We start from the raw sequence: 26008 nt of genomic DNA, 5'->3' as shown, positions 1-26008 counted from the left end.
ATGCGGATGACTGTTCGGGTCGCCGGCCCTTTTGCCATTGCGCAATCGACGCTCGGGGGCGAACCCGGGCCTTGCCAACGAGTCAACTAGACAAGTCCCACTCGCTGGTGCGTGCACCTATAATCGCGTGCCCACATCAAGACAGGTGAAGCATGGCCAACGCATATCACGATCACAATCTGGCACTCCTGGCCCATTTGCGCGGCATCCTGCTCGCCATGGGTGAAACCGGGCAGGTCTCCGACGAGAGTCATGCGTTGTTTCTCGAGCGCTTCGATGAGCTGGTGATGAATCTGCGCGACATCCCCGAGGAGCGGCATCTGGGGCAGGACCTGATCTGTCAGGTCTTCCACCGTTATCCGCAGATCGCTCATCTGGTGCCGCGCGACCTGCTGTGGTTCTTTGGTGGTGATTGCCTGCATTTCATGCCGGACGAAGAGATTGAAGTGTTCCAGAGGCTGGAGGAGCGCCGCTACGAAGCCGAGAGCAGTGGCGAGCCGTTCGACTGGAACATGGAAAAGCAGCTGCTCAGCATGTCCGAGCACAGCGTCAGGCATTGACAAGGCTATGTCCCCGTACCCCCAGAGGCGGCTTATCACATTGGGTAGGTCGGGTCACGCTTCACCGACCCGACAGGCGGAGTCGAGAACATTTGCCTGGTTGTGCCCCGTATCGTCGGATTACGCCTGCGGCTAATTCGACCTACAACTGCGGATATTCGCGGCTGAAGCCGCTCCCGCAAAGCAGAATGCTTCGCCAATACATGGCCGTTAACGAACTCCGCTATTGCTGGATTGGGCTGAGCGACCGAGTCTGGCCGTCGGCTTATGCGATCAGTATCCGATTGGTGCGACCGTGGCTGAAACGGGCGCGCGGTTGAAAATGCCTGCGCGCGCCCTTATCTAGCTTGTTTCGCCGTTTCGCTCCGCTTGCGAGCGAAAGGCCTTCACTTCCTGCGTTGTGTGCATTTTCTATGAGTACTGCTCTGTCCATTCGGCAGCTGACCAAGACCTATGGCAATGGCTTTCAGGCCCTCAAGGGCATCGACCTGGATGTCGCTGAGGGTGATTTCTATGCCTTGCTCGGACCCAACGGGGCCGGCAAGTCCACCACCATCGGCATTCTCTCGACGCTGGTGAACAAGAGCGGCGGCACGGTGAACGTGTTCGGTCATGATCTGGATCGAGATCCCGCCGGACTCAAGCGTTGCCTGGGCGTGGTGCCGCAGGAATTCAACTTCAACCAGTTCGAGAAGGCCTTCGACATTCTTGTCACCCAGGCCGGCTACTACGGCATTCCGGCGAAGGTCGCCAAGGAGCGTGCCGAGCGTTATCTGAACCAGCTGGGGCTGTGGGATAAGCGTGATGTGTCGTCGCGGATGCTGTCCGGCGGGATGAAGCGGCGGCTGATGATCGCCCGTGCGCTGATCCATCAGCCGCGCCTGCTGATCCTCGACGAGCCCACGGCGGGTGTGGATATCGAGCTGCGTCGCTCGATGTGGTCGTTCCTCACCGAACTCAACCGCGAAGGCATCACCATCATCCTCACCACCCATTATCTGGAAGAGGCCGAGCAGCTGTGCCGCAACATCGGCATCATCGACCACGGCCAGATCGTCAGGAACACCAGCATGCGCGAGCTGCTCAAGCAGTTGCATGTGGAAACCTTCCTGCTCGATCTGAAGGAGTCGCAGCTGGTGCCGCCGGAGTTGGGCAGTTATCCGGCCAGGCTGGTCGATCATCACACACTGGAAGTGCAGGTGGACAAGAGCCAGGGCGTTACCGACCTGTTTCGCCTGCTGTCGGCGCAGGGCATCGAAGTGGTGAGCCTGCGCAACAAGACCAACCGGCTGGAGGAATTGTTCGTTTCGATGGTGGAAAGCAACCTGAAGGAGGCCCAATGAACACGGAGTTTCAGGCCAATCTTGTTGCGCTGCAGACCATCGTGCATCGTGAAATTCGCCGCTACATGCGGATATGGCCGCAGACCCTGTTGCCGCCGGCGATCACTATGGTCTTGTACTTCGTCATCTTCGGCAATCTGATCGGTGCGCGGATCGGCGAGATGGATGGTTTCAGCTATATGGAGTACATCGTGCCGGGGCTGATCATGATGTCGGTGATCACCAATTCCTACAGCAACGTTGTGTCCAGCTTTTTCAGCAGCAAGTTCCAGCGCTCCATCGAGGAATTGCTGGTTTCGCCGGTCTCGCCCCATGTGATTCTCATCGGTTTCGCACTGGGCGGCATCACCCGCGGACTGGCGGTGGCGCTGATCGTCACGCTGTTGTCGATGTTCTTCACCGACCTGCAGGTGCATCACCTGGGCATCACGCTGCTGGTGATCGCCCTGACCTCTGCGATCTTCGCTCTGGGCGGCTTTCTCAATGCGATTTTTGCACGCAACTTCGATGATATTTCCATCATCCCGACCTTCGTGCTGACCCCTTTGACCTATCTGGGCGGGGTGTTCTATTCGATCAACCTGCTGTCGCCGTTCTGGCAGACGCTGTCGCTGGCCAACCCGGTGCTGCACATGGTCAATGCGTTCCGCTACGGCATTCTCGGGGTCTCGGATATCAGCATCGGCATTGCCATCGGTTTCATGGCTGCTGCAGCGGTACTGATGTACCTGTGGTGCATTCGTCTGTTGAAAAGCGGTCGCGGCATGCGCCAGTAATCGCGATAGCGCCACAGCCGCTGGAAAAAACGCCGCGAAGCGTTAAACTTCGCGGCGTTTTCGTTCAGGTTCTTCTCAATATGCAGCATCCCGCCGAACTCTCGCCGCTGGGCAAGTCCAGTGCCTATGTCGCGACCTACAGTCCCGAGCAGCTGTTTCCCATTGCGCGTGCGCCCAAATGGGCCGAGCTGGGACTGACGGTCGAGACGCTGCCCTATCGGGGCGTCGATATCTGGAACTGCTACGAGCTGTCTTGGCTGCTGCCGTCCGGCAAGCCGGTGGTGGCCATCGGCGAGTTCAGGATTCCTGCCGATTCGCCGAACATCATCGAGTCCAAGTCCTTCAAGCTCTACCTCAACTCGCTGAACCAGTCGGTCTTCGAGAGCCGTGAAGCGTTGCTGACGGTGATGGTGAAGGACCTTTCGGCGGCGGCTGGCAAACCGGTCGAGGTGCGTTTGCGCACGCTGGATGACGTCGCCACAGAGGGCGTCGCGCCCTTGCCGGGGCGTTGCATCGATGATCTGGACGTGACGATAGAGCACTACGATTCGCCACAGGCCGAACTGCTGCGTTGCGATGCGTCACGCCAGGTCGAGGAGTGCCTGCACAGCCATCTGCTCAGGTCCAACTGCCCGGTCACGGGGCAGCCGGACTGGGGTTCGCTGGTGGTCGACTATCGCGGCGCGGCGCTGGAGCCGTCGAGTCTGCTGGCATATCTGGTGAGCTTTCGCCAGCATGCCGACTTCCACGAGCAGTGCGTGGAGCGCATCTTCCTCGACTTGCAGCGTCTGCTGAAGCCGGAGCGGCTGAGTGTTTATGCGCGCTATCTGCGCCGTGGCGGGCTGGATATCAATCCGTATCGCAGCACCGAGGCCGTTGCGACCGATAACGGACGTCTCGTCAGACAGTGAGTGGCAGCTGGAGACCGGCGGGGCAATTGCGTCCAGCCTCCAGTACCGTTTTTGCTAGATGCCCATGTTCGCCAGGGTCTGCATGATGTTGCGCAGCGTCATGGCAGTATTCGGATGGCTGACCTCGAAGCGTTCCACGGCGAGGTGAACGCCATCGACCAGTGAATCGTTCTGATCGACGACGCCCTGATTGGCCAGGCGCAGTTCGATGTCCTGGGCAATGGCGTGCAGTGCGGCGCGTTCTTCTTCGCTCAGCGGGGTGTCCTGGGCCAGGTGGCTGCGCAGCTCCGCAAGCTGTGACTGCAGATCATGTTCCGGCATGGTGCTTCCCTCTCGTATGGCCTGTTCGATGAAGGAAGGTTAAACCAGCGGCCTGGGCTTGTCTGTCTCTTTAATGTCGAGCGGCTCGGCAGTGGCCGCATATCTGCCGGCTGCCGACAAAAGCCGGAATGGATTTATACTGCTGCGCCTGTCAGGCGGCGGCGTCATTGGAATAATGAGGGTGTTCAGCATGCAAGTGATTGGCAAGGACTGGGTCGGATACTGCAAGGTTGCGCTGCTCGCTGCGCTGGCCGCGTTGGCTGCGTCGCCCGTGCAGGCCGCCGAGGAAGATCCCTGGGAGGACGTCAACCGTGTGGTGTTCCGTTTCAACGACACCCTGGACACCTACACCCTCAAGCCGCTCGCCAAGGGCTATCAGAAGGTGACCCCGGACTTTCTCGAAGATGGCATCGGCAATGTGTTCAGCAATCTCGGCGACGTTGTCGTGCTGACCAACGACCTGCTACAGGGCAAGATCCGCGATGCCGGCATCGACACCAGCCGCATTCTGTTCAACAGCACCTTTGGCGTGCTGGGCTTCTTCGACGTGGCCACGCGCATGGGGTTGCAGAAGAACGATGAGGACTTCGGCCAGACGCTGGGCGCCTGGGGCCTGGGCAGTGGCCCTTATGTGGTGCTGCCGCTGCTGGGGCCGAGTACGGTGCGCGATGCAGCGGGGCGCGTACCCGACGCCTTCCTGCAGCCTTATCCCTATATGGATCACGTGCCGACCCGCAATGTGACCTACGGAACGGGTGTGGTCGACATGCGCGCCGGCCTGCTTTCTGCGGAGAGGATGATCACCGGCGACAAATATATCTTCGTGCGCAACGCCTATCTGCAGAATCGTGAATTTCGCACCATGGATGGGCAGGTCGAAGACGATTTCTGACCGGTCCGAGCCGCCCGGCTCAGCTCATGGACAGGATGGCCAGCCCGAGAGCCTGGCGGCCATCCTCCTGGACTCCGACACGCACGACTTCGGTCTCTGCATCCAGCCCCTTCAGTTCGCTGTGCGGCGAGGGGATATGGACATGGACCCTGTCACCCAGTTGCAGTGCGGTTTCGGCCAGCACCTGCATGCCCGTGCTTGAAAGGTCCAGACAAACGCCGTTGCAGGTCTGCCCACCATGGGTAAGGCTGATGGCAGTTTCGACCTGCATGCGGATGAAGTCGCGTTTTTCGCTGTAATAGCGGTCACTCTGGGTCATGTTTCTATCCTTTGAATGAGGCTGTACGCGCTCTTATAGCCCCCGTCTGTCGGGCCTGTAAAGCGCGGGCGGGGCTGTCGCGCCCGGCTTGAAACGCTTGTCGTATGGGAGTACCGTCTGCGCCTTGAAAAGATCCCTTTGCCCAGCGCCTGCGCGGGGCCGATGCTTTCGCCAGTAGCCCTGGCGATACAGCCTGGTAGGAACATGCACAACCCAAGCACGACGCTACTGATCATAGATGACGACGATGTAGTACGGGCCAGCCTGGCGGCCTATCTGGATGACAGTGGTTTCAAGGTCCTGCAGGCACAGAACGGGCCTCAAGGGCTGGAGCTGTTCGACGCCGAGCAGCCTGACCTGGTGATTTGCGATCTGCGCATGCCGCAAATGGATGGCCTGGAGCTGATCCGCTTGATCAGTGAGCGTCAGGCCGATCTTCCGGTCATCGTCGTGTCGGGTGCCGGCGTCATGAGCGATGCCGTCGAGGCGCTACGCCTGGGCGCTGCGGACTACCTGATAAAGCCTCTCGAAGACCTGGCGATGCTCGAACATGCGGTTCGGCGAGCCCTGGACCGTTCCCGCCTGCGCCTGGAAAACCGTCGTTATCGCGAGCAGCTGGAAGCAGCCAATCGTGACCTGCAGGCCAGCCTGCATCTGCTCCAGGAAGATCAGGACGCCGGTCGCCAGGTGCAGATGAACATGCTGCCGATCACGCCTTACGCCCTCGACGATTTTTACTTCGATCATCAGATCATTCCGTCGCTGTACCTCTCGGGTGATTTCGTCGATTACTTCAGAATCGATGATCACCGCATCGGCTTTTACCTGGCGGATGTGTCCGGCCATGGTGCGTCCTCGGCATTCGTTACGGTACTGCTGAAATTCATGACGACGCGGCTGTTGTATGAATCGCGGCGTGGTGGCGCCCTGCGCGAGTTCAAGCCCTCGGAAGTGCTCGATCACATCAACCGCGGGCTGATCAATTGCAAGCTGGGCAAGCATGTCACGATGCTCGGCGGGGTCATCGATCAGGAGCGCAATGTGCTGCACTACAGCATCGGCGGACATCTGCCGCTGCCGGTGCTCTATACCGGCGGTTCGGCCAGCTACCTGGAGGGGCGGGGCCTGCCGGTTGGACTCTTTGTCGAAGCGACCTACGATAATCATGAGATCGCACTGCCCGAATCCTTCAGCCTGACGCTATTGTCGGATGGCATTCTGGACCTTTTGCCAGGGGAGACCCTCAAAGAAAAGGAGGCGCAGCTGCCCGGGCTGATTTCCGAGGCGGGTGGCACCCTTGATGGCCTTCGCCAGGCATTCGGTCTGGCCGAGCTGGAGGATATGCCTGATGACATCGCATTGCTGGTATTGAGCAGGAACCTGGCATGAGCACCGGTAAAATCCAGTTCGCCGAGCAGGACGGTACCTTCGTCCTCAAGTTCGTCGGTGAAATACGTCTGACGCTGTGTTCGGCGCTGGATGCGACCATCGAACAGATCTTCTCGTCGCTGAACTTCTCTTCGATCGTCATCGACCTCACCGAGAGCAGCAGCGTTGACAGCACGACCCTCGGCCTGCTGGCCAAACTCTCGATTCTCTCCCGGCAGAAGGTCGGCCTCTTGCCGACGCTGGTTACCACCCACGCCGACATCACCCGCCTGCTGCACTCCATGGGCTTCGATCAGGTCTTCAACATCGTCGATCAGCCGTTGCCGTCACCCGAGCAACTGGCAGACCTGCCGAATCAGGATCAGTCCGAGGATGTGGTCAAGGCCAAGGTGCTCGAGGCTCACCGCATTCTGATGAGCCTCAATGAATCCAACCGCGAAGTCTTTCGGGACTTGGTTATGGCGCTGGAGCGCTCCTAGGGTCTGTTGCCGCCACGTCTGAGCCTGTTAGCGTCTGGCCTGGAGCAGGGCTTCCAGCTTTTCCTGATCCCGTGCGAATTGGCGAATGCCCTCGGCCAGTTTCTCAGTGGCCATGGCATCTTCGTTCAGGCCCCAGCGGAAAGCCCCTTCATCCATCGCCAGGCGCGGCTCGGAAGCACGGCCCGGCACCAGCTGGCGTTCCAGCGGACCTTCTGCCTGGGCCAGCTGGCCGAGCAGCTCAGGGCTGATGGTCAGGCGATCACAGCCTGCCAGCGCTTCGATCTGGCCGATGTTGCGGAAGCTTGCGCCCATCACCACCGTCTTGTAGCCGTGGGCCTTGTAGTAGTCATAGATGCGGCTGACCGATTGCACGCCAGGGTCTTCAGCACCCGCGTAGTCACGGCCTTCATGCTTCTTGTACCAGTCGTAGATACGGCCCACGAAAGGTGAAATCAGGAACACGCCGGCCTGCGCGCAGGCAACGGCCTGGGTGAAGGAAAACAGCAGCGTCAGATTGGTCTGGATGCCGGCCTTTTCCAGCTGCTCGGCGGCGCGTATGCCTTCCCAGGTCGAGGCCAGCTTGATCAGCACGCGCTCGCGGGAGACGCCCACCTGCTCATACAGCTCGATCAGGCGTTCACCGCGCTGGACCATCGCCTGGGCATCGAAGGAAAGCCGTGCATCGACTTCCGTCGAGATGCGCCCGGGAATCAGCTTGAGTATTTCCCCGCCGACCGCGACCGCGAACAGATCGCAACCCAGCCCGATATCGCCGCCGCAACGCGACATGGCCGCCTGCAGATGGTCAGCGTAGCGGGGCAGGGCTGCCGCCTTGAGAAGCAGCGACGGGTTGGTTGTGGCATCCACCGGTTGCAGGTTGGCGATGGCGTCGAGGTCGCCGGTATCGGCGACAACGGTGGTGAATTGCTTGAGTTGTTCCAGCTTTGATGTCATGTGAGCGCTCTGTCTTCTGAGTAGCATGGTCCTGGCCCGAAGCTGACAAGCAGGGGCGGGCGGCCATCATTTGGATTGAAAAGGGTCCCGCGTGTTCCTTTTTCAGTGATGCATGTTTCAGTGAAGCCGGTTTAACAGGTGATTTTTCAATGGCTGTGTCCCCGTTACGTGTTGCTGGAGCACTCCCACAGGTGGTCATCACATCGGGTAGGTCGGGTCACGCTTCACCGACCCGACAGGCGAGCGACCGGACACGTTAAATGCCGAGCGGTCAGGCATGGATGGTCGCATTACACCTTCGGATCGTCGGATTACGCCTTCGGCTAATTCGACCTACAACTGAGCGATGGGTATTCGCTCGTAGGAGATTCTATGTCAACGACGGCCTCACCTCCTGTGGTTGGTAGGCCGTCTGCGTCTGCATGAGGGCAAAGGCAATTCGGGCGAGTTTGCGGGCCAGGATGGTCAAAGCTTCGGTTTTCTTCAGTCCGCGTGCTAGATAGCCCAGATAGATTTCCTTCCATCGTTTGGTGCGGGCTGCAGACATGGCGGCGTTGTGCAGTAGCCGGCGGATCTCCGGATCACCTTGCTTGGTCAGCTTCCGTCGACCGCTGTAACGGCCAGACTCCTTGAGCCGCACGTCCAGTCCCAGAAATGCGATGAAGGCGTCGCTGTTGCGAAAGTACCCTCGCAGAAACGCCAGGTTCAGCGCTGCAGCAGTCAGAGGCCCAATACCCTCGATGGCTTGGCAGCGCTTGCTCTGTTCCTTCAGGCCGGCCTCGTCCAGAGTTGTCTGAATCGCCTTCTCCAAACGCCGCTCCAGGACGGCCATACGCTTGAGGACCGGCTTCAGTGCATTGGCCAGTGTGCGGTCCTGAGAGAAGCTCTGACGCAGCGATGTCGCGCTACGAACGAGCGTTGCCCGACGATGTAACAACGTCTGCAAGCGGCAGTACGCCTTGCTCGGCGGTTGCCAGGGATCCAGTTGAGTCTGCTCATGAGACAGGTAACGGGCCAACAGTTGGGCGTCGCTACGGTCGTCCTTGTTTCGCCCACCAATGCCCTTGCGATAGTTGCTCAGGCGGAAGCCGTTAATGACGTAAATCCGGTGCCCCTTGGTATGAGCCAGGGTCGCAACATCCATGTGGTAGATGCCTGTGGCTTCGATAGCGATGGCGCAGCACCCAGGTAGAGTCTTGAGCCAGGCCTTGATCGTGCGACGGTCATTGGCTAGCTCGAACACCTCACCAGACCGCGTATCGCAGACGCTCAGCGTCTCCTTGGCCACATCGATTCCGATAACTGCAACTTGGCTTGTCATGGCGCTCTCCGACGGGGAAGATGAAGATCACCTGTCGGGGCTCACAATGGCGCAGGCTTGCCGGTATTGTCGGTATGAGCAGCCACTCAATCCGATGGATTCCTTATCGGCGCTTGTCGTGAGCGCGTGGATGGGGGAAGTCTCCCACCGTCTGGCTTGCAGAAGCGGACTTTGTCCCTCCACCCCCGACAGGTTCCTACCCTAACGCCATACAAGCGGGCCATGCCCGCGAACAAGGCCCATGCTTCGGTGTGGAAACACTTCACGGGCATGGCCCGTTCCCACGAGGCGCTACAACTCAACCGCTTCTGCGGTTTTCAGAACTCGAATAATACGTAACCTGGAAAGGAAGCTGTTTTCAATAGCCTGTCAGCGTCCTTCCAGCAGACTGCCCGCCTGATCGAGCAGCGCCAGCGGATCTTTGCACTTGTGGATGTCGACCGAAAGCAGCTGACGGAAACGCCGCGCACCGGGAAAGCCCTGGCCCAGTCCGAGCATGTGCCGGGTGATATGGTGCATTGCGCCGCCAGCCTCCACGTGTCGCTGAATATAGGGCCGCATCCGTGCCAGCGCTTCGGCGCGGCTGATGATCGGCTCAGTTCCGCCGAACAGCCGGGCGTCCACCTGCGCCAGCAGATAGGGATTGTGATAGGCCTCGCGTCCGAGCATCACGCCATCGAAACGCTGCAGATGGGTTTCGCACTCGTCCAGGGTCTTGATGCCGCCATTGAGGATGATCTCCAGCTGCGGAAAATCCTCCTTCAGTTGCGCCGCGACTTCGTAGCGCAAGGGCGGCACATCGCGATTCTCCTTGGGCGAGAGGCCTTCGAGAATGGCGATCCGCGCATGCACGGTAAAGCTGCGGCAACCGGCTTCGGCCACCTGGCCGACGAAATCGCACAGCTCGCCATAACTGTCGCGCCCGTTGATGCCGATGCGATGCTTGACCGTCACCTCGATGTCCACCGTGTCGCGCATGGCCTTCACGCAGTCGGCCACCAGCGCCGGATGTGCCATCAGGCACGCACCGATCATATTGTTCTGCACGCGATCGCTGGGGCAGCCGACATTCAGGTTCACCTCGTCATAGCCGGCGCCTTCAGCCATCTTCGCGCAGGCTGCAAGATCGGCTGGCACACTGCCGCCGAGCTGCAACGCCAGCGGATGTTCGACCTCGTCATAGGCCAGATAGCGCGCCGCATCGCCATGGATCAGGGCGCCGGTGGTGACCATCTCGGTATAAAGCAGGGCGTGGCGGGAAAGCTGACGCAGGAAGAAGCGGCAATGCCTGTCGGTCCAGTCCAACATCGGCGCGACAGAAAACCTCCTATCTACCGTGGTGCCTGTGTTTGCGGCTTTCGTGGCCTGAATTGCCGGCTTTGTCGCTTCGCTCATTTGATACCGTTTCCTGCCGTTTTCGCTTGTTTCTGAAAGTGCGTTGCTACAATGTAGCAAGCCGTCCAGTTCATGTAGCAAAATCAATGGGCACTATCACGACACGTAAGCGCAAGGACGGGGCGACCCGGTATACCGCGCAGATACGCATCATGCAGAAGGGCGCGACAGTTTATACCGAAAGCCAGACCTTTGACCGCAAGGCGACGGCGCAGGCGTGGATAAAGAAGCGCGAGACCGAGCTTGCAGAGCCTGGTGCGATTGCTAAAGCAAAACGCAGCGGCGTGACGGTCAAGGAGATGATCGACAAGTACCTTGAGGAGTACGAGAAGATCCGCCCACTGGGCAAGACCAAGCGCGCCACGCTCAAGGCAATCAGCGAAACCTGGCTCGGCTCGCTGAAGGATATCGAGGTTACGAGTCAGGCGTTGGTCGAGTACGGCAATCGGCGCATGCAGGAGGACGGCATTCAGGCGCAGACGGTCGGCAATGATCTGGCGCACCTTGGGGCTGTCTTGGCTGTGGCGCGGCCAGCATGGGGTTATGAGATTGACCCAATGGCAATGCCTGACGCCCGGCGCGTGCTGCGGAAGATGGGCGCGGTCAGCAAGAGCAAGGAGCGGGCACGGCGCCCGACAAAGGATGAACTTGACCGCCTGCTGAGCTACTTCTGCGAGATGCGCGACAGACGCCAGCAGCAGATCGATATGGTGCGCGTCGTGGTCTTTGCCTTGTTCAGCACCCGCCGACAGGAAGAGATAACGCGCATTCGCTGGGATGCTATGCGCGATGAAGATCAATCAGTTCTGATTACGGACATGAAGAACCCCGGCCAGAAGCTCGGCAATGACGTGTGGTGCCATGTGCCGGATGAAGCGTGGCGCATCCTGCAGTCGATGCCGAAGGTGTCTGAGTTCGTGTTTCCGTACAACGCCCGGTCAGTGTCTGCGTCGTTTACACGAGCGTGCCGGTTCCTTGAAATCGAGGATCTGCATTTCCACGACCTGCGCCACGATGGCGTGAGCCGATTGTTCGAACTGGGTTGGGATATTCCGCGCGCGGCCAGCGTTTCGGGCCACCGGGATTGGAACTCGATGCGGCGCTATACGCACCTGCGGGGGAAGGGCGACCCATACGAAAATTGGGCCTGGCTGGAGCGGGTAATAACGGGCCCCGTGATTGAGGCCCGGTAGGGTCAAGAGACGCGGCGCAAGCCTCGCCCCATCAGCTTGTCGTGCTCGGCGCGCGCCCGGCTGTGCTGGCTATCCAGATACGATGCCAGGTCGCTCAAGTGCACGCCACGGGCTGACTTCTGGCTGCGCTCCATCTGCACCAAAGGAAGGTCGATCTGCCCGGAGGCGACCTTCAGCTTCATCTTCTCCGGCGTCAAGTGGCTGAAGTAATCCGCACAAACTCGCTCAAGCGGAATGATCGCGGCGCCGCTGTACTGCGCCATCAGTAGAAATGCTGTGTTCATTGTCACTCCTTCACTTTCACGCCGACTGCTTCGAGTCGGTCAACCGCTTCATCCCGCATGTCGTTCCAGCCACCCTCATAGCAGGCGTATGGCGGGCAGTCGGCATAGGCGTCCGGCAGTTCAATCGCCAGCGTTGCGCGTGCCGCTTGCCAGACTTGCCATGCAGCATGCAGTCGCTCTGCCTTCAATAGCGCCCATCCGTCTTGCAGACGGCGCGCCTTCAAGAACCCAGGCTCGACGCTTGGTATATGCGTTTTCTCAAACCACGCCTCGAACTCCGCTATCGCCTTGTCTGTGTGCTGCATGTCTATCTCCTCCCGTGTGCGGGGTTAGGCGGTCATCGCGGCTCGGATGAAGACTTCCGCCGCTTTAGCATTGATGGCGTTTCCGTAGGCGCGCAGTCGTCCCACTCGGCTGGCAGCCCCATGAGCCAGCGGGAATGTGCCGGGTTCAACTGGCCGCCACTTTCCATCCCGGCAGAAGATCCAGTCAGCATCTGCCCAGAGGCCGTTAACCGGGCCGGTTGATCCGTCTTGCGGCTGCTGTCGTTGTTGCCCGCTGCGTTGTTCCCGTTCTGCGCTGGCGTCCCAGCCATCGGTGTTGGCCGTCCCGCCAGCTGCACTCGGTCGTTCAAATTCGCCATTCCATGCCCTTGGGCCATCTTGGCAGCAATGTACTGCGGCGAGTGCGCCGGGAAGTGGTCGCGAGCCATCGGAGTTGGCCAACCCGTCAGGCAGGCTGCCGCCGCCAAGTCCGGGCCGTGATTTCGCATTGCCTCGAGCAACCCGCCCTCGAATGTCCTTACACCCTTGTCCGCTAGCGCCGCTGTCGGAGTTGGCCACCCAGAAGAGTCGATCCCTGACGTGCGGAGCACCGACGCCCGCAGACGGGAACGGGACGGCCCCGAAGGCGTACTCCATGGCTTCCAGGTCAGCTTGTACAAGGTCGAGCCAAGGGCCTGCATCGCTGCTTGCAACCTGCTCTCCAAAGACGACTGGAGGGCGGCACTGCTCGATAAGCCAATGGAAAGACGGCCAGAGGTGCCGCTCGTCAGCAAACCCAGCTCCTTTGCCTGCCGCGCTGAAAGGCTGGCATGGGCAACTCCCGGTCCATACAGGAACGTCAACCGGAAGTTCTTTAAGAATTCAAGATCAGCGCGGCGGGGTCTGCTTCGGCATACAGCGCGCTCAACAAATTCCCCGCCCCATGCCAGCTCTGGAACTGGCCTCGGCTCCACATGTAGTCGAGCGAAGTTGCGAAATGTCACCCGGTGCGACGCCAGTAGCGGCAGCGGGAAAGAGACGACTCAGACAAGGAATCGCAGCGGAGAACGGAAATCATCACTGAGCAGCCTTCCAGCGAGGGCTGCTTGGGATGACAACCGAGAGCCCGAGAGCCGGGCATCACTCAAGAGGAAAGGACATGAATAAGATTTTCTGCTTCATCAACGGGGGAGCCCCTGGCCTCTACAGCGCGGTGGCCGTGGCTGAGGACGGCACCTGCTTGGCCGGCCATGCATCCAGCAGTGACGGTTGGGCTCGCCACGATCTCGGCATCGGCTCCAACTGGAAGCACGAACACTACGACGCCCACTACGGCGTCGGAAACTGGGAGCTGGAATGGGTCGATAACCCGCGCGACCACGCCGGCATGGCAGAAGCACTACGCCTCAACCGCCTTCAGGGAGAAGCCGCTGAGAAGGAAGAGCGAGCAGAGTAACCCACCGCCCCGCCGGCACCAAAACACCAACCAAAGGAGCCTCACATGGACACGATCCAGATAGAAGGATGGCAAGGACGCCTAGGCCAAGGCCTGGCTCCTAGGCAGCTGCTGGCAACGATCTACGCGGCGAAGGATATGACGATGAAGGAGATAGCTCGCTGCATGGATTGCGCGCCTTCGACGGCCAAAAAGACTCTCGATCGAGCGAGATTCAATCTAAGCGAAGACGATCGCCCAATTCGCACGGTCCGCGGGCTGTGCCTTGAGGCTGTTAAGCGCGGAATCATCGCCCCGCTAATGGTTGCCCTGCTGATCGGTGGCGGCAACGTCCAACAGATTCAACCGGTTCGCCGTCCCGATGCACCAAGAGCGCAGACGGTAGTGCGGATTCAGCGGCTGGATGAGGTGCAGTTGGCGGCTTGATGAATCACAACCGAAAAGGAATACGGAATGAACAACATTAAGTACACAAGCGACGGCAAGAAGGTTCTTGTAGTCGGGAAGTTGAACGCCGAGCAGACGATCGTTCAGGAGATTTTCGTCAGCAACGGGCAGGAGATACCGAGCGGCGAGAACTTCGTGGTCAAGAGCCTTCACGATCAGCCGGCCGAGTCGTGGAAGGAGAAGAGCCTTCGTGATCTCGAATCGCGCTACGCAGCGCAGAAGGTAAAGCTTGAGCGGGAAATGGACGAACAAGCCCGCCGGCTGCGCATGGCAATGGATAAAGCCAAGGCCAAGACGGATTGCTTGTTGCGCTTCGCCGCCAACTCTGACGACAGCCAGCTGGATACCTTGAAGAAATTCATGTCGGGCGAAATCACCCATCTGTTCGTGGGCGGTTATTCGCCGCAGATAGTCGACTTCACTGATAGCAACGAGCCGTTCGACGTTGATAGCTGGGGCGGTCGCGTCAAGGTCGAAGGCATGAAGCTGGTCTCGTTGCTGGGTCGCTCTGATGGCTCGCTTAGCTACAGGCTTTCCCACTACAGCGATGGAAGTGGCGGCGGAAAGGATGTGAAGCCAGCCGCCGGTTACGAAGAGGCGCTAGCGATGGCGCAGGCTGAGTTTGAAGAGCAATGCGCCGCATATCTGGAAGCCAAGCGCAGCAGTATCGACCTTGCAAGCTGGCAGAAGATCAAGGGCATCGTCGTTCCTGATGACGTTATGGCTAAGTATCAGGAAGAAGCCGACGCCAACCGCAAGGCTCGAATCAAGCAGCTACGCGATGAGTTGGCAAAGCTCGAAGCCTAACCCATGCCCACCCTCCCCGAGCTGTACCTAATGGAAGCCTGTAGTGGTCTACTGATCCCGGACACCGATTTAGGCGAAAATCCTCGCCATTAAGAGGTGTTCGATGAGCAAGCAACGACGTACGTTTTCCGCCGAGTTCAAACGAGAGGCAGCTGCCTTGGTACTAGATCAGGGCTACAGCCATATCGAGGCCTGCCGTTCGCTGGGCGTCGTGGACTCGGCTTTGCGGCGATGGGTGAAACAACTCCAAGACGAGCGCCAGGGCGTTACCCCAAAAAGCAAAGCGCTGACACCCGAGCAGCAGAAGATCCAGGAGCTAGAGGCTAGGATCAACCGGCTGGAGCGGGAGAAAGCGATATTAAAAAAGGCTACCGCTCTCTTGATGTCGGACGAACTCGATCGTACGCGCTGATAGACCAGTTGAGTGAGCGGGAACCGGTAGAAGTGGTCTGTTCAGCCTTCGATGTGACGCGATCTTGCTACTACGCCCATCGCCTTCGACGTCGCCGTGTAGATGCTCGTCGCGTCGCGCTACGTAGCCGGGTCAACGAGTTGTTTAACCAAAGCCGGGGCTCGGCTGGCAGCCGAAGCATCCTGGGTATGCTGCGCGAGGACGGCGTGGAGATCGGCCATTTCCGTGTGCGTCGACTGATGCGTGAGTTGGGGCTGGTCAGCAAGCAGCCGGGCTCGCACGCCTACAAGCAGGCCACGGTTGAGCGCCCGGATATCCCGAATCGACTGAACCGTGAGTTCGCAGTCCAGCGCCCGAACCAAGTGTGGTGCGGCGACATCACCTACGTCTGGGCGCAAGGTCGTTGGCATTACCTGGCCGCGGTGCTGGATCTGCACACGCGTCGGGTGGTTGGCTGGGCGTTCTCCGCCAAACCGGATGCCGAGCTGGTAATCAAAGCCCTCGATATGGCCTATGAGCAGCGCGGCAAGCCACAGCAGGTGCTGTTCCATTCGGATCAGGGTAGCCAGTACGCCAGCCGCTTGTTCCGGCAGCGGCTGTGGCGCTACCGAATGCAGCAGAGCATGAGCCGCCGGGGTAATTGTTGGGACAATTCGCCGATGGAACGCCTATTCCGCAGCCTGAAGTCGGAGTGGATACCGCAGACCGGTTACCTGACGGCACAGGAAGCTCAGCGGGATATCAGCCACTACCTGATGCACCGCTACAACTGGGTCAGGCCGCATCAATTCAACGACGGGTTACCGCCTGCGGTGGCCGAAGAAAAACTTAACCCACTGTCCGGGATGGGTTGACCACTACAGCCGTCCTTCTAGCCACCCTGGCTTATGACTGGCGCCGGGAACGTAAATAACCCAATGCCCCATGGGCACCTATAAGCACATAGGAGGATGAGATGAGCGAATGGATAAGCGTTGAGGATCGGCTGCCCGGCGAACAAGGCCAAGACAGTGAGGAAGTGCTCTGCTTCCTAAACGGTCACTGCAGCTTGTTCGACAGTGAATGCCGCCAGGGCGGTGGCTGGGGGATAAGGCTCGGTTACTTCGACGCAGAGAAACAGATGTTCCGGGTGCACGGCCGACCTGATCAGTTCGTAACCCACTGGCAACCACTCCCCCCGCCCCCGCAATGACCCTCTGGCAAGCACTCATATCCCTCACCGCTATCTGGATCGTATGGATTGTCAGGGAGTGGTGGGGGAGGAATTGGAAAGGAGAGGATGAATGAACGATAAAACAGGCGGGCCGGCGTTTCCGCTGCCGCTAGGAACCGAAACAGCAGCGGGCTCCGAGGGCATGACCCTTCGCGATTACTTCGCAGCTAAGGCGATGCAGGGGATGCTCGGAAACACCAGCCATGACACGAATGACAGCAGATCAAGCGCGCGACAAGGCAAAGGCAAAAGACCCGTCCGCCACGGTTGACGAAATCCTGGCAATGATCGACGCGGCAGCCGGCGACGGAAAGTATGAAATTCAGGTTCGCCAGTTTGGTTTCGGAGATGGTGCCTACTACTCGAATGAGGACAAGTGGCCGGAGTTTGGTAAGGCAATCATCAAGCAACTGACTGCGCTCGGCTATCAGTGCCGGATTCGCTGCCATGAAGGCCAATTCGTCGACATGTGGCTAGAGGTCAGCTGGAAAGGAGCGCAGCCATGGGCGCAGCACCCGTAACCAGCCTGATCGATGAGCAGCTGGCAGAGATCCGAACCCGCTTTCAGGCCTGCAACGTCGGCAACATGTGGCACATCCACGACAGGCTAACCGGCAAGACGGCGGGGTTTTGCGTCAGCCACAAGGCAGCGCTGATTCGCGCCCGGCAGCTTGAGCGGGCACATGGCTAAGACCGCATTCATCCTCGCATCATGCGCCGCGCATTTGGCCTGCTGGGTTTACTGGCTGGCTTGATTCATTACCCAATCAATTCAAAGGCTGCGCGTGGCGCGGCAGGAGAATTATATCGTGAACAAATCCGAGCAAATCAACGAGCTGGCCACCGCGCTAGCCAAGGCTCAGGGCGAGCTGGAGAACGCCAGCAAGTCGAGCAGCAACCCGCACTTCAAAAGCAAATATGCGGACCTCGCCGAGATATTGAACACGGTTCGCCCGGTCTTCGCGAATCACGGCCTGCATGTTCACGCCGACCATGACTGGCTGGCAGCATCGCCGGACGGGCTGGTCGGGCATGACGGGCTGATTGAGGTTAAGTGCCCGTTCCGCGCCACCTACACCAGCATTGCAGAGGTGCCGCACTACGCCGCGCAGATCCAGCTTCAGCTGGCCTGCACGATGCGCGACTGGTGTGACTTCGTGATCTGGCGCGATGGCGAAATCATCGTCGAGCGTGTCGATGCCGATCCAGCCAGCGCGGCAGATTGCCGATCAACCGCCGTGGTTGTCTGGCCGAATTTCTTAAGATCGGCATCAGCCCGGCCAACTTGTGTGCTGTCGACCGCAATTACTAGCCGCGCTGTTTCGGTCATTTCGGATCTCCAGAAACGACGAAGCCCGCACAATGGCGGGCTTTCCGTGGGCAATAAAAAACCGCCCGAAGGCGGCTATGTGGTAGCGACTTCCGTCAGTCGCTCTTCTGCTTGATTCTGAGTTCTAGGGCGGTACGAGAATTTATCGCAGCAATCCGCGCAATGCTCATCAGTGCGGCAAAGAGAAAGCCATAAACCGCACTGGCAGTGCCTCCTAAAATGACGGGCCACACTACTGTGGATTCAGTTATCGGCACATAGCGCCCAACATCAATCTCGGCCGTTCCGAAAGCAATCATCGCAGCGATAGACGCAATGGCGTTGATGAAAGCCATAACCCAGGCCGCGCCAGACCAGAAGTTTATTGCTGAATTACTCACCCCTTTCCCCCTGAACACTTGCCCCGAATCACGGGCTTACTGAATGGAAAGACCTTCGGCCCGCCACTTCTTTTCGTCCGGCAGGTAGATCATGGTCACGCTGTAGCTGCCGCGAAGCATGGCGCCAAACGAGTTCTGCGACTCGAACGTACCGACAATTGAATGCCGGCAATCACCTGCGTAGGTCTGCGTCGTCGGCTTGTATGGAAACTTGGCGCTCGATGGCGCCTTGAGCCGCTGCTTGACGAAGTTTTGAGACATGACGTAGGCCATCCCCTCGCTTCCGCACACTTCAGCCTTCGTTGACTTCGGTGGCGCGTCATCGCTGCTGAAATCCGCCCCGAGCAGTGTGAAGATGCCCCAAGTTGCTAGGCCGATAAAAAGCAGACCGGGAATGGTTCCGATGTGTTTCGGCGGAGGTGGCGCCCCACAGCCAGGGCACCTTTCCGCCTTCGAGGAAACCTGCCCACCGCACTCCTTGCATTTAACTACCGCCATCTCCCCACCCCCGCTTAGTAAAGGGGCGAGAGTACCAAAACGCCAGCACAAACACCCAGCGCTTGGCGGGCCTCTCCTGTCATCCTCGGCGGTTATTGCGCCCCATCACAGGCGGACATGGCTCGTAGGCGCAGCGCACTGTCCGAGATACGCATGACCCTCGCCATGCAGCTATCGTAGACCGATCCTGAAAGTCTCGCAGGAGCCGGCGCAGCAGCTTTACCATCTCTTGCGAGAGGCCCTCCGCCCACGAGCGCTGATTTAACCTTTTCGTCATTTATCGCCGAGCCCAAGGCCTCGCTGCCGGCGGTTAGAAAGTTCGCGATTGGGCCGCTTCCTTTCCTGCGGCTTGAGCCGAGAACCTTGCCTTTTTCATCATAGACTGCAGCTGAGATATCGTAATCGAAGCGAGTGCGCATGTAGGTGTCGCTCTTCCACTCCCCTACTTTTATAAGCAACAGCCGCTGTGTGCACGAGATGGCTTGCGCACTGAGCCTCCCGTCGTCTCATTGTCTGAGTCCGTCTGGCAGATGGGTGGAACTTCACCTGCTTTACCGGCATCGCACAAAAAACGCCCCATCTCGGCGTTCTGGAGTGCCGAGGCACGGCAGCCTGGGCTACTGCGGACCGCGCGCCCACCCAAAGGCGACTCCGCGTACCCAGGTGTTCGCACTGGATCGCGTTCTGGATGTGCCTCCATGGCGCAAGCCGCGCCGACTTGCTGAAAGCCATGCGCAGTCATGCTGGCGAGCGATGGGGATAGGCCGCTTTTCGCGATGAGCTTGGCGGGCTTGTCCTGCCCCAAGCGCATCGATCAACGAGAGGAGTACACGATGAGTGGAATGACAGTCGGAGATTACTTTGTCGAGCGGCTCTACCAATGGGGCGTGCGCCGTATCTACGGCTATCCCGGTGACGGCATCAACGGCGTGCTCGGCGCCTTGAACCGGGCCGGTGGCAAGATCCGCTTTATCCAGGCCCGCCACGAAGAAATGGCGGCCTTCATGGCCTCGGCTGATGCCAAATTCAGTGGCGGCCTCGGTGTCTGCCTGGCGACCTCAGGCCCCGGTGCCTCGCACCTGCTCACCGGCCTCTACGACGCACGCCTCGACCATATGCCCGTGCTCGCCATCTGCGGCCAACAGGCCTGCACTGCGCTGGGCGCCCATTACCAGCAGGAAATCGATTTGCCGGCGATGTTCAAGGATGTCGCAGGTGCCTTCGTCCAGCAGGCCTGCGCTCCGGCCCAGGTGCGTCATCTGGTCGACCGGGGGATTCGCGCTGCCTATGGCGAGCGCAAGGTGGCGGTCATCATTCTGCCCAATGACCTGCAGGAAGCCGAGTACAGCGAACCGCCACGCACGCATGGTGCTGTGCTGTCCGGTATCGGCTACACCCGACCGAAGACGGTGCCTTACGAAGTCGACCTGCAACGTGCAGCCGCAGTGCTCAACGCGGGCAAGAAAGTCGCCATCCTGGTCGGTGCCGGTGCGCTGGATGCGACCGACGAGGTCATCGCCGTGGCTGAGAAGCTGGGCGCTGGCGTTGCCAAGGCGCTGCTCGGCAAGGCAGCGCTCCCGGACGACCTGCCCTGGGTCACCGGTTCGATCGGTCTGCTCGGGACCGAGCCAAGCTACAAGCTGATGACCGAATGCGACACCTTTCTGATGATCGGCTCGGGCTTTCCCTATTCCGAGTTTCTGCCCGAGGAAGGCCAGGCGCGCGGCGTGCAAATCGACATCAAGGCCGACATGCTGAGCATCCGCTACCCGATGGAGGTCAATCTTCAGGGCCAGTCTTCGGAGACCCTTCGCGCGCTACTGCCGCTGCTCGAAGAGAAGACCGACCGCAGCTGGCGTCAGCAGGTCGAGAAGTGGCGCGGCAAGTGGGAAGAGAAGCTGGAAGAGCGGGCCATGGCCACGGCCAATCCGATCAACCCGCAACGCGTGGCCTGGGAGCTGTCGCCACGTCTGCCGGACCAGGCGATCATCACCAGCGACTCGGGGTCCTGTGCCAACTGGTTCGCGCGCGACATCAAGATCCGCCGCGGCATGATGTGCTCGCTATCGGGCGGTCTGGCCTCGATGGGCGCCGCCGTGCCCTATGCCATCGCCGCCAAGTTCGCCTATCCGGACCGCCCGGTGGTGGCGCTGGTCGGCGACGGCGCCATGCAGATGAACAACATGGCCGAGCTGATTACCGTAGCCAAGTACTGGAAGGAATGGGCCAGCCCGCAGCTGATCTGCTGTGTCTTCAACAACGAGGACCTCAACCAGGTGACGTGGGAACAGCGCGTGATGGAAGGCGATCCGAAGTTCGAGGCTTCGCAGAACATTCCCGATGTGCCCTATCACCGCTTCGCCGAATCGATCGGTCTGAAAGGTATCTTCTGCGACCGCGAGGATCAGGTGGCTGCCGCCTGGGAACAAGCGCTCGCAGCAGACCGACCGGTGCTGCTCGAATTCAAGACCGACCCGAACGTGCCGCCGCTGCCGCCGCACATCAAACTGGAGCAGGCCAAGGCCTACGCCTCGGTGTTGCTGCAGGGCGATCCTGACCAGCGCGGAATCATCAAGCAGACCGCCAAGCAGGTGCTCGGCTCGATCATGCCGGGGCACCACAAGGACGAAAAGTGACGCTGTGGTCGGCTGCCGCCATCCGTGCCTTGCGGGTGGCGGCCTACCGAATTCCAACCGACGCGCCAGAGGCTGACGGTACCTTTGCCTGGAACGCCACGACGCTGGTAGTGGTCGAGCTGGACGCTGCCGGTGAGACCGGGCTCGGCTATACCTATGCCGATGCGTCTCTGGTGCGGCTGATCGAGGGGCGCCTTCGCGAGCGAGTCGAAGGCGAGGATGCCTTCGCCATCGGTCGGCTCAACGATCAACTCTGGGCCAGCGTACGCAACCTCGGTCGCTCGGGGCTGGCGGCCTGCGCCATCTCCGCGGTCGACTGTGCGCTCTGGGACCTCAAGGCGCGCCTGCTTGGCTTGCCACTGGCGCGCCTGCTCGATGCACGCCGCGAGCGTATCGCGGTGTATGGCAGCGGCGGATTCACCACCTGCGACGATACCCGTCTGTGCAAGCAGTTCGAACGCTGGGTCCACGAGGACGGCTGTCGCTGGGTGAAGATGAAAATCGGTGCCGATGTGCTGCGCGATGCCGAACGTGTCCGGGCTGCGCGCGAAGCGATCGGCGAGGCTGGACTGTTCATCGACGCCAATGGTGCCCATACGCCGCGCAGCGCCATCGCCTTCGCTCATCGGGTGGCCGAGCAGCAGGTCGGCTGGTTCGAGGAGCCGGTCAGCTCGGATGATCTCGCGGGTATGCGCGAGGTGCATGCGGCGCTGAGTGCCAGCGGTCAGGCAATGGACGTGGCGGCCGGTGAGTACGCCTACACGACGGATGATTTTCGCCGCCTCGTCGAACATGAAACGGTGGATGTGCTTCAGGCGGACCTGACCCGCTGCGGCGGCATAACCGGATTCCTGCAGGCGGCGGCCTTGTGTGAGGCATTCCATCTGGATCTTTCCGCACACTGCGCACCGGCGTTGCACCTGCATGCCTGTTGCGCCGCGTCTCGCTTTCGTCACCTGGAGTGGTTCCACGATCACGTGCGGCTGGAGTCGATGCTGTTCGAGGGGGCGCCGCAGCTCAAGGACGGTCATGTAGCGCCGGACCTGATGCGCCCCGGCCATGGCTTGCGGCTGCGCAAGGCGGATGCCCGACGATACGCCATCTGATGGGGGAAGCATGGTTTCACGTACGCAACTCCGGCTGCTGGCTGTCGGCGCCACTACCGCGCTGGGCATGGCGGCGCTGAGCTGGCAGAAATACGAGAAGCGCGATCACGACCTGTCGTTCCACCCGAGCGAAGGCACTTTGGTCGACGCCGCACGCTCGCTGGACCGCGGCGCCGGATTGCTGGCCACCTCGGTGGCCCTGGACAGCGCCATGGAGCACTACCGCGGAGATTTCCAGAACCGCGCCATGTATACGCCGCTGATCACCTCGATGTTGTCGTTGCTGGCCAGCGGGCAAGGGCAGCAGGCTCCGACCGCTATCGCCAGCAAGGTGCGTACCCCCCTTTACCTGCTGGTCGGACTGACCGGCCTGATGGGTACCGGGTTTCACCTTTACAACGTCAGCAAGCGACCGGGTGGCGTCGGCTGGAGCAACCTCTTTTATGGAGCGCCGCTGGGCGCGCCCTCAGCGTTAGTGCTCTCCGGATTGCTGGGCTACTACGCCGAGAGTTTGCGCAATGCCAGTGGTGATGTCGTGCCGAGAGTGTTCGGCCTGCCAGCGGGCAAGTCAGTGGCGCTGATGGCTGCAGGCGGCCTGATCGGCTCCACCGCCGAAGCCGCCCTGCTGCATTTTCGCGGTTCGTTCCAGAACCCCGCCATGTACCTGCCAGTGACCGTGCCGCCACTCGCCGCCGGTCTGCTGGCCGTCAGTGCCCTGACCAGCCCACACCGTCGGCGGCTGCGCTGGCTGTCGCGCCTGGCCCTGCGCTTCACCGCCATCATGGGGTTCGCCGGTGCCGGCTTCCATGCCTTCGGCATCGCTCGCAACAACGGTGGCTGGCGCAATTGGCGACAGAATCTGCAGGCCGGCCCGCCACTGCCGGCGCCGCCGAGCTTTACCGGCCTCGCACTGGCCGGGCTCGTGGCGCACTCGTTGCTGGATGAGGAAAGGGAACTGGCCCAATACCGATGGTGGAAATAATGACCAACCGTTATCCGGACTATGATGTGTTGCGCAAACGCCAGGGGCCGTCCTGGGACGAGCCGAGCCGTCAGGTCGTCGATCAACGTCTGGCCGTGCCGCGCGAGGCCATGTACTTCGGCGCGGCGCAGTGGCGTACCTTGCAGGCGGTCTGCGCGCGCATCGTGCCGCAACCGGCAGACCGCCCACCGATTCCCGTCGCTGCCCTGGTGCAAATCAAGGTTGCCGAGGGCGCCGGTGACGGCTATCGCGACGCGCGGCTGCCGCCGCTGCAGCAGGCCTGGAAGATCGGCCTCGAAGCGCTCGATCAGGAGTCGAATAAGCGTTATCAACAACCATTCGCCGAGTTGCCCGCCGTGCTGCAGGACGAGCTGCTCGCCGCCATGCAGCGCGATGAACTGAAAGGCCCGGCTTGGCAGGGCATGCCGACCGCTGTCTTTTTCAGCCAACGACTGGTGCATGACATCACCAGCGCTTATTACAGCCATCCGACCTCCTGGAACGAACTCGGCTTTGGCGGCCCGGCCAGCCCGCGCGGCTATGTGCGGCTGGCCGAAGATGCCCGCGACAGCTGGGAAGCGGCCGAAGCCCATGCCGGCAAGGAAGCCAAAGCACGGAAGCTGAACCGTCGTGTCCGCTGATCGCTGGCTCGATGCCCTGCATACCCCGCGTGGCCGCCACGGGCAGGCACCGAATGTCTTCCTCCGTGGCGGCTGGGTACCGATGCGTGAGTACCCGGAGCACGAGTCGGTGGATTTCGCCATCGTCGGTACCGGCGCTGGTGGCGGCACGCTCGCCTGCAAGTTGGCTGAAGCCGGTTTTTCCGTCGTCGCCTTCGATGCCGGCGCCTGGTGGCGCCCACTGGAGGAATTCGCCTCGGACGAAGCGCACCAGGAAAAACTGTTCTGGACCGATGAACGCCTGTGCGATGGAGAAAACCCGCTCAAGCTCGGCACCAATAACAGCGGAAAATCGGTCGGCGGCAGCACGGTGCACTTTGCCATGGTTTCCCTGCGGATGCGCCCGGAGTGGTTCAGGGCGCGCTCGCTGCTTGGCTACGGCTTCGACTGGCCGCTCGATTGGCAGGAAATGTGGCGCTTCTACAAAGAGGTCGAACAGGCGCTGAAAATCTCCGGCCCGGTGCGCTATCCCTGGGGACCGAAGCGGCCACGCTACCCGTATCGCCAGCACGAAATCAACGCCTCCGGCATGGCCCTGGTCAAGGCCTGCGAAGCGATGGGCGTGGCCTGGGCGCCGACGCCCCTGGCGACCCTTTCGGCGCCACGCGACAACGCGCCGCCATGCGTCTACCGTGGCTTTTGCGTCGCGGGTTGTTCGACCAACGCCAAGCAGAGCGTGCTCAATACCTGGATTCCGAGGGCGCTGGCAGCCGGCGCGGAGGTTCGTGATCTCGCCATGGTCGGTCGCATCGAAACGGCCAGCGACGGCCTGGCCAGCGGCGTGCACTACCAGCGTGACGGCCAGTGGCGTTTCCAGCGTGCGCGCAACGTGGTGGTTGCCGGCTATGCCATCGAGACGCCGCGGCTGCTGCTCAACTCGGCTAACGCGCGTTACCCCGACGGCCTGGCCAACAGCAGCGGGCTGCTGGGCAAAAACCTGATGGTGCACACCAACCAGGCGGTATGGGGCGAGGTCGACGAAGAAATCCGCTGGTACAAGGGGCCGCCCTCGCTTGCGGTGTGTGAGCACTGGAACTACGAAGACCGCGGCAAGGATTTTCACGGCGGATACTCGATCATGAGCCAGGGCCCGCTGCCAGCCGCCTGGGCTGCCACCCAGACCGGTAACCACGGTCTCTGGGGCCAGGTGCTTGTCGATGAGATGCAGAAGTACAACCATCAGGTCGGGCTGAAAATCGTCGGCGAGACACTGCCGCAGGAGCGCAACCGGGTGACCCTGGCGGACGAAAAGGACCAATACGGCCTGCCGATTGCCCGCGTCACCTGGTCGATGGGCGATAACGATCGGTACCTGGTCGATCATGCGGTCGACTTCATGCGTCGCGGCCTCGACGGCATGGGCGCGCGCAACCTCTGGAGCGAAGCGGACGGCACCGCGCACCTGATGGGCACCGCGCGCATGGGCTGCGACCCGGCGACCAGCGTGGTGAACGGCGACTGCCGCAGTTGGGACATTTCCAACCTGTGGGTTTGCGACGGCTCGGTGTTTCCGACATCTGGCGGGGTGAACCCGTCGCTGACCATCCAGGCGATCGCCTGCCGCACCGCCGATCGCATTCGTGCGCTGGCGGCACGTGGCGAGTTATGAAGCGGATGACCGCCAACCCGCAGTGCCGCCCCTCTCGTCGGTTCATGGCTGA

At 60.8% G+C, this 26008-nt stretch carries 31 protein-coding genes; 21 read left to right on the top strand and 10 right to left on the bottom strand.

Annotation, left to right across the window (positions count from 1 at the left end):
* The first annotated feature begins 152 nt into the window (after positions 1-152).
* The 4 genes from ACYCFC_RS10150 (at position 153) to queF (ending at position 3590) form a co-directional block, all read left to right on the top strand.
* A complete protein-coding gene (locus ACYCFC_RS10150) occupies positions 153-560 on the top strand; it encodes a PA2817 family protein (protein WP_181082288.1) in 408 nt (135 codons plus the stop codon).
* 413 nt (positions 561-973) lie between these two features.
* A complete protein-coding gene (locus ACYCFC_RS10145; RefSeq protein WP_181082287.1) occupies positions 974-1903 on the top strand; it encodes an ABC transporter ATP-binding protein in 930 nt (309 codons plus the stop codon).
* Positions 1900-2679, top strand: coding sequence for an ABC transporter permease (locus ACYCFC_RS10140; protein ID WP_181082286.1), 780 nt, complete (start codon positions 1900-1902; stop codon positions 2677-2679). Before ACYCFC_RS10145 ends, ACYCFC_RS10140 begins: the two co-directional genes overlap by 4 nt.
* Before the next feature lie 80 nt (positions 2680-2759).
* Positions 2760-3590 carry an NADPH-dependent 7-cyano-7-deazaguanine reductase QueF gene (queF, locus tag ACYCFC_RS10135; RefSeq protein ID WP_459653891.1) on the top strand — a complete coding sequence of 277 codons (831 nt, stop codon included), beginning with the start codon at positions 2760-2762 and terminating at the stop codon, positions 3588-3590.
* Between the two features lie 54 nt (positions 3591-3644).
* On the opposite strand, the gene ACYCFC_RS10130 is transcribed toward queF, so the two are convergent.
* Positions 3645-3911 (bottom strand): DUF4404 family protein, encoded by a 267-nt coding sequence (locus ACYCFC_RS10130; RefSeq protein ID WP_181082284.1) that lies wholly within the window; start codon positions 3909-3911, stop codon positions 3645-3647.
* 190 nt (positions 3912-4101) lie between these two features.
* Between ACYCFC_RS10130 and ACYCFC_RS10125 the strand changes: the two genes are divergently transcribed.
* Positions 4102-4803: an MlaA family lipoprotein gene (locus tag ACYCFC_RS10125; protein ID WP_459653890.1), complete on the top strand. Its 702-nt coding sequence runs from the start codon at positions 4102-4104 to the stop codon at positions 4801-4803.
* Positions 4804-4822: 19 nt separating this feature from the next.
* On the opposite strand, the gene ACYCFC_RS10120 is transcribed toward ACYCFC_RS10125, so the two are convergent.
* Positions 4823-5122 (bottom strand): PilZ domain-containing protein, encoded by a 300-nt coding sequence (locus ACYCFC_RS10120; RefSeq protein WP_181082282.1) that lies wholly within the window; start codon positions 5120-5122, stop codon positions 4823-4825.
* Between the two features lie 204 nt (positions 5123-5326).
* Between ACYCFC_RS10120 and rssB the strand changes: the two genes are divergently transcribed.
* Positions 5327-6511 carry a two-component system response regulator RssB gene (gene rssB, locus ACYCFC_RS10115; RefSeq protein ID WP_459653889.1) on the top strand — a complete coding sequence of 395 codons (1185 nt, stop codon included), beginning with the start codon at positions 5327-5329 and terminating at the stop codon, positions 6509-6511.
* Complete coding sequence (gene rssC, locus ACYCFC_RS10110) at positions 6508-6990, top strand: anti-sigma factor antagonist RssC (RefSeq protein WP_181082280.1); 483 nt, start codon at positions 6508-6510, stop codon at positions 6988-6990. Before rssB ends, rssC begins: the two co-directional genes overlap by 4 nt.
* Positions 6991-7017: 27 nt before the next feature.
* On the opposite strand, the gene tal is transcribed toward rssC, so the two are convergent.
* The 3 genes from tal to dusA form a co-directional block, all read right to left on the bottom strand.
* The gene (tal, locus tag ACYCFC_RS10105; RefSeq protein WP_181082279.1) at positions 7018-7944 is read right to left on the bottom strand and encodes a transaldolase; all 927 of its coding nucleotides are present in this window, start codon (positions 7942-7944) and stop codon (positions 7018-7020) included.
* Between the two features lie 370 nt (positions 7945-8314).
* Positions 8315-9265 carry an IS110 family RNA-guided transposase gene (locus ACYCFC_RS10100; RefSeq protein ID WP_181082092.1) on the bottom strand — a complete coding sequence of 317 codons (951 nt, stop codon included), beginning with the start codon at positions 9263-9265 and terminating at the stop codon, positions 8315-8317.
* A gap of 369 nt (positions 9266-9634) precedes the next feature.
* Entirely contained in the window at positions 9635-10660 is a 1026-nt protein-coding gene (gene dusA / locus ACYCFC_RS10095; RefSeq protein WP_459653888.1) for a tRNA dihydrouridine(20/20a) synthase DusA, read from the bottom strand.
* An 86-nt stretch (positions 10661-10746) separates the two neighbouring features.
* On the opposite strand from dusA, the gene ACYCFC_RS10090 reads away from it, so the two are divergent.
* On the top strand, positions 10747-11853 hold the full coding sequence (locus tag ACYCFC_RS10090) for a tyrosine-type recombinase/integrase (RefSeq protein WP_459653887.1): 1107 nt from the start codon (positions 10747-10749) through the stop codon (positions 11851-11853).
* A gap of 2 nt (positions 11854-11855) precedes the next feature.
* On the opposite strand, the gene ACYCFC_RS10085 is transcribed toward ACYCFC_RS10090, so the two are convergent.
* Genes ACYCFC_RS10085 through ACYCFC_RS10075 form a run of 3 tightly spaced genes read right to left on the bottom strand, consistent with a single transcriptional unit; the run spans position 11856 to position 13282 of the window.
* Positions 11856-12137 (bottom strand): pyocin activator PrtN family protein, encoded by a 282-nt coding sequence (locus ACYCFC_RS10085; protein WP_459653886.1) that lies wholly within the window; start codon positions 12135-12137, stop codon positions 11856-11858.
* A gap of 2 nt (positions 12138-12139) precedes the next feature.
* Complete coding sequence (locus ACYCFC_RS10080; RefSeq protein WP_459653885.1) at positions 12140-12442, bottom strand: hypothetical protein; 303 nt, start codon at positions 12440-12442, stop codon at positions 12140-12142.
* A gap of 24 nt (positions 12443-12466) precedes the next feature.
* Positions 12467-13282 carry a DNA cytosine methyltransferase gene (locus tag ACYCFC_RS10075; RefSeq protein WP_459653975.1) on the bottom strand — a complete coding sequence of 272 codons (816 nt, stop codon included), beginning with the start codon at positions 13280-13282 and terminating at the stop codon, positions 12467-12469.
* A gap of 277 nt (positions 13283-13559) precedes the next feature.
* Between ACYCFC_RS10075 and ACYCFC_RS10070 the strand changes: the two genes are divergently transcribed.
* The 8 genes from ACYCFC_RS10070 to ACYCFC_RS10035 all read left to right on the top strand — a co-directional run bounded on the left by ACYCFC_RS10070 (position 13560) and on the right by ACYCFC_RS10035 (position 18180).
* Positions 13560-13856: a hypothetical protein gene (locus ACYCFC_RS10070; RefSeq protein WP_459653884.1), complete on the top strand. Its 297-nt coding sequence runs from the start codon at positions 13560-13562 to the stop codon at positions 13854-13856.
* 45 nt (positions 13857-13901) lie between these two features.
* Positions 13902-14282, top strand: coding sequence for a helix-turn-helix transcriptional regulator (locus tag ACYCFC_RS10065; RefSeq protein WP_459653883.1), 381 nt, complete (start codon positions 13902-13904; stop codon positions 14280-14282).
* Positions 14283-14309: 27 nt separating this feature from the next.
* Positions 14310-15110, top strand: coding sequence for a hypothetical protein (locus ACYCFC_RS10060; protein WP_459653882.1), 801 nt, complete (start codon positions 14310-14312; stop codon positions 15108-15110).
* A gap of 103 nt (positions 15111-15213) precedes the next feature.
* Positions 15214-16376, top strand: a protein-coding gene (locus ACYCFC_RS10055; RefSeq protein ID WP_459652135.1) for an IS3 family transposase whose coding sequence is annotated in 2 segments (ribosomal slippage) — positions 15214-15469 and positions 15469-16376 — 1164 coding nt in all. Because the reading frame shifts where the segments join, the coding sequence is not laid out codon by codon here.
* A gap of 101 nt (positions 16377-16477) precedes the next feature.
* Positions 16478-16714: a DUF551 domain-containing protein gene (locus ACYCFC_RS10050; RefSeq protein WP_459653881.1), complete on the top strand. Its 237-nt coding sequence runs from the start codon at positions 16478-16480 to the stop codon at positions 16712-16714.
* 224 nt (positions 16715-16938) lie between these two features.
* Complete coding sequence (locus ACYCFC_RS10045) at positions 16939-17256, top strand: hypothetical protein (RefSeq protein WP_459653880.1); 318 nt, start codon at positions 16939-16941, stop codon at positions 17254-17256.
* Entirely contained in the window at positions 17238-17426 is a 189-nt protein-coding gene (locus tag ACYCFC_RS10040; protein ID WP_459653879.1) for a hypothetical protein, read from the top strand. Before ACYCFC_RS10045 ends, ACYCFC_RS10040 begins: the two co-directional genes overlap by 19 nt.
* Positions 17427-17544: 118 nt before the next feature.
* Positions 17545-18180, top strand: coding sequence for an ERF family protein (locus ACYCFC_RS10035; RefSeq protein WP_459653878.1), 636 nt, complete (start codon positions 17545-17547; stop codon positions 18178-18180).
* Here the strand turns inward: ACYCFC_RS10035 and ACYCFC_RS10030 are convergent.
* Positions 18161-18445: a hypothetical protein gene (locus ACYCFC_RS10030; RefSeq protein ID WP_459653877.1), complete on the bottom strand. Its 285-nt coding sequence runs from the start codon at positions 18443-18445 to the stop codon at positions 18161-18163. The genes ACYCFC_RS10035 and ACYCFC_RS10030 overlap by 20 nt on opposite strands.
* Before the next feature lie 36 nt (positions 18446-18481).
* On the bottom strand, positions 18482-18718 hold the full coding sequence (locus tag ACYCFC_RS10025) for a hypothetical protein (RefSeq protein ID WP_459653876.1): 237 nt from the start codon (positions 18716-18718) through the stop codon (positions 18482-18484).
* 1058 nt (positions 18719-19776) lie between these two features.
* Here ACYCFC_RS10025 and ACYCFC_RS10020 point away from each other — a divergent pair.
* The 5 genes from ACYCFC_RS10020 to ACYCFC_RS10000 are packed head-to-tail and all read left to right on the top strand — an operon-like array spanning position 19777 to position 25956.
* The gene (locus ACYCFC_RS10020; protein WP_181082277.1) at positions 19777-21579 is read left to right on the top strand and encodes a thiamine pyrophosphate-requiring protein; all 1803 of its coding nucleotides are present in this window, start codon (positions 19777-19779) and stop codon (positions 21577-21579) included.
* A complete protein-coding gene (locus ACYCFC_RS10015; protein WP_459653875.1) occupies positions 21576-22685 on the top strand; it encodes an enolase C-terminal domain-like protein in 1110 nt (369 codons plus the stop codon). The genes ACYCFC_RS10020 and ACYCFC_RS10015 overlap by 4 nt, the downstream gene beginning before the upstream one ends.
* A gap of 10 nt (positions 22686-22695) precedes the next feature.
* A complete protein-coding gene (locus ACYCFC_RS10010; protein ID WP_459653874.1) occupies positions 22696-23667 on the top strand; it encodes a hypothetical protein in 972 nt (323 codons plus the stop codon).
* On the top strand, positions 23667-24308 hold the full coding sequence (locus ACYCFC_RS10005) for a gluconate 2-dehydrogenase subunit 3 family protein (RefSeq protein ID WP_459653873.1): 642 nt from the start codon (positions 23667-23669) through the stop codon (positions 24306-24308). The genes ACYCFC_RS10010 and ACYCFC_RS10005 overlap by 1 nt, the downstream gene beginning before the upstream one ends.
* Positions 24298-25956, top strand: coding sequence for a GMC family oxidoreductase (locus ACYCFC_RS10000; RefSeq protein WP_459653872.1), 1659 nt, complete (start codon positions 24298-24300; stop codon positions 25954-25956). The genes ACYCFC_RS10005 and ACYCFC_RS10000 overlap by 11 nt, the downstream gene beginning before the upstream one ends.
* Positions 25957-26008: the final 52 nt, after the last annotated feature.

Source organism: Stutzerimonas sp. NM35, assembly GCF_054604355.1.
Note: the sequence above shows the minus strand (reverse complement) of the source record. Positions and strands in the feature narration are given on the sequence as shown.

Excerpts from the sequence above, each read along its gene's own strand:
- ACYCFC_RS10090 (WP_459653887.1), top strand. The coding sequence starts at position 10,747 with ATGGGCACTATCACGACACGTAAGCGCAAGGACGGGGCGACCCGGTAT.
- ACYCFC_RS10070 (WP_459653884.1), top strand. The coding sequence starts at position 13,560 with ATGAATAAGATTTTCTGCTTCATCAACGGGGGAGCCCCTGGCCTCTAC.
- ACYCFC_RS10120 (WP_181082282.1), bottom strand. The coding sequence starts at position 5,122 with ATGACCCAGAGTGACCGCTATTACAGCGAAAAACGCGACTTCATCCGC.
- ACYCFC_RS10100 (WP_181082092.1), bottom strand. The coding sequence starts at position 9,265 with ATGACAAGCCAAGTTGCAGTTATCGGAATCGATGTGGCCAAGGAGACG.
- ACYCFC_RS10020 (WP_181082277.1), top strand. The coding sequence starts at position 19,777 with ATGAGTGGAATGACAGTCGGAGATTACTTTGTCGAGCGGCTCTACCAA.
- ACYCFC_RS10085 (WP_459653886.1), bottom strand. The coding sequence starts at position 12,137 with ATGAACACAGCATTTCTACTGATGGCGCAGTACAGCGGCGCCGCGATC.
- dusA (WP_459653888.1), bottom strand. The coding sequence starts at position 10,660 with ATGAGCGAAGCGACAAAGCCGGCAATTCAGGCCACGAAAGCCGCAAAC.
- ACYCFC_RS10140 (WP_181082286.1), top strand. The coding sequence starts at position 1,900 with ATGAACACGGAGTTTCAGGCCAATCTTGTTGCGCTGCAGACCATCGTG.
- ACYCFC_RS10145 (WP_181082287.1), top strand. The coding sequence starts at position 974 with ATGAGTACTGCTCTGTCCATTCGGCAGCTGACCAAGACCTATGGCAAT.
- ACYCFC_RS10005 (WP_459653873.1), top strand. The coding sequence starts at position 23,667 with ATGACCAACCGTTATCCGGACTATGATGTGTTGCGCAAACGCCAGGGG.
- queF (WP_459653891.1), top strand. The coding sequence starts at position 2,760 with ATGCAGCATCCCGCCGAACTCTCGCCGCTGGGCAAGTCCAGTGCCTAT.
- ACYCFC_RS10025 (WP_459653876.1), bottom strand. The coding sequence starts at position 18,718 with ATGGCCTACGTCATGTCTCAAAACTTCGTCAAGCAGCGGCTCAAGGCG.
- ACYCFC_RS10060 (WP_459653882.1), top strand. The coding sequence starts at position 14,310 with ATGAACAACATTAAGTACACAAGCGACGGCAAGAAGGTTCTTGTAGTC.
- ACYCFC_RS10045 (WP_459653880.1), top strand. The coding sequence starts at position 16,939 with ATGACACGAATGACAGCAGATCAAGCGCGCGACAAGGCAAAGGCAAAA.
- ACYCFC_RS10050 (WP_459653881.1), top strand. The coding sequence starts at position 16,478 with ATGAGCGAATGGATAAGCGTTGAGGATCGGCTGCCCGGCGAACAAGGC.
- ACYCFC_RS10010 (WP_459653874.1), top strand. The coding sequence starts at position 22,696 with ATGGTTTCACGTACGCAACTCCGGCTGCTGGCTGTCGGCGCCACTACC.
- ACYCFC_RS10125 (WP_459653890.1), top strand. The coding sequence starts at position 4,102 with ATGCAAGTGATTGGCAAGGACTGGGTCGGATACTGCAAGGTTGCGCTG.
- ACYCFC_RS10040 (WP_459653879.1), top strand. The coding sequence starts at position 17,238 with ATGGGCGCAGCACCCGTAACCAGCCTGATCGATGAGCAGCTGGCAGAG.
- ACYCFC_RS10130 (WP_181082284.1), bottom strand. The coding sequence starts at position 3,911 with ATGCCGGAACATGATCTGCAGTCACAGCTTGCGGAGCTGCGCAGCCAC.
- tal (WP_181082279.1), bottom strand. The coding sequence starts at position 7,944 with ATGACATCAAAGCTGGAACAACTCAAGCAATTCACCACCGTTGTCGCC.
- ACYCFC_RS10080 (WP_459653885.1), bottom strand. The coding sequence starts at position 12,442 with ATGCAGCACACAGACAAGGCGATAGCGGAGTTCGAGGCGTGGTTTGAG.
- ACYCFC_RS10150 (WP_181082288.1), top strand. The coding sequence starts at position 153 with ATGGCCAACGCATATCACGATCACAATCTGGCACTCCTGGCCCATTTG.
- rssB (WP_459653889.1), top strand. The coding sequence starts at position 5,327 with ATGCACAACCCAAGCACGACGCTACTGATCATAGATGACGACGATGTA.
- rssC (WP_181082280.1), top strand. The coding sequence starts at position 6,508 with ATGAGCACCGGTAAAATCCAGTTCGCCGAGCAGGACGGTACCTTCGTC.
- ACYCFC_RS10065 (WP_459653883.1), top strand. The coding sequence starts at position 13,902 with ATGGACACGATCCAGATAGAAGGATGGCAAGGACGCCTAGGCCAAGGC.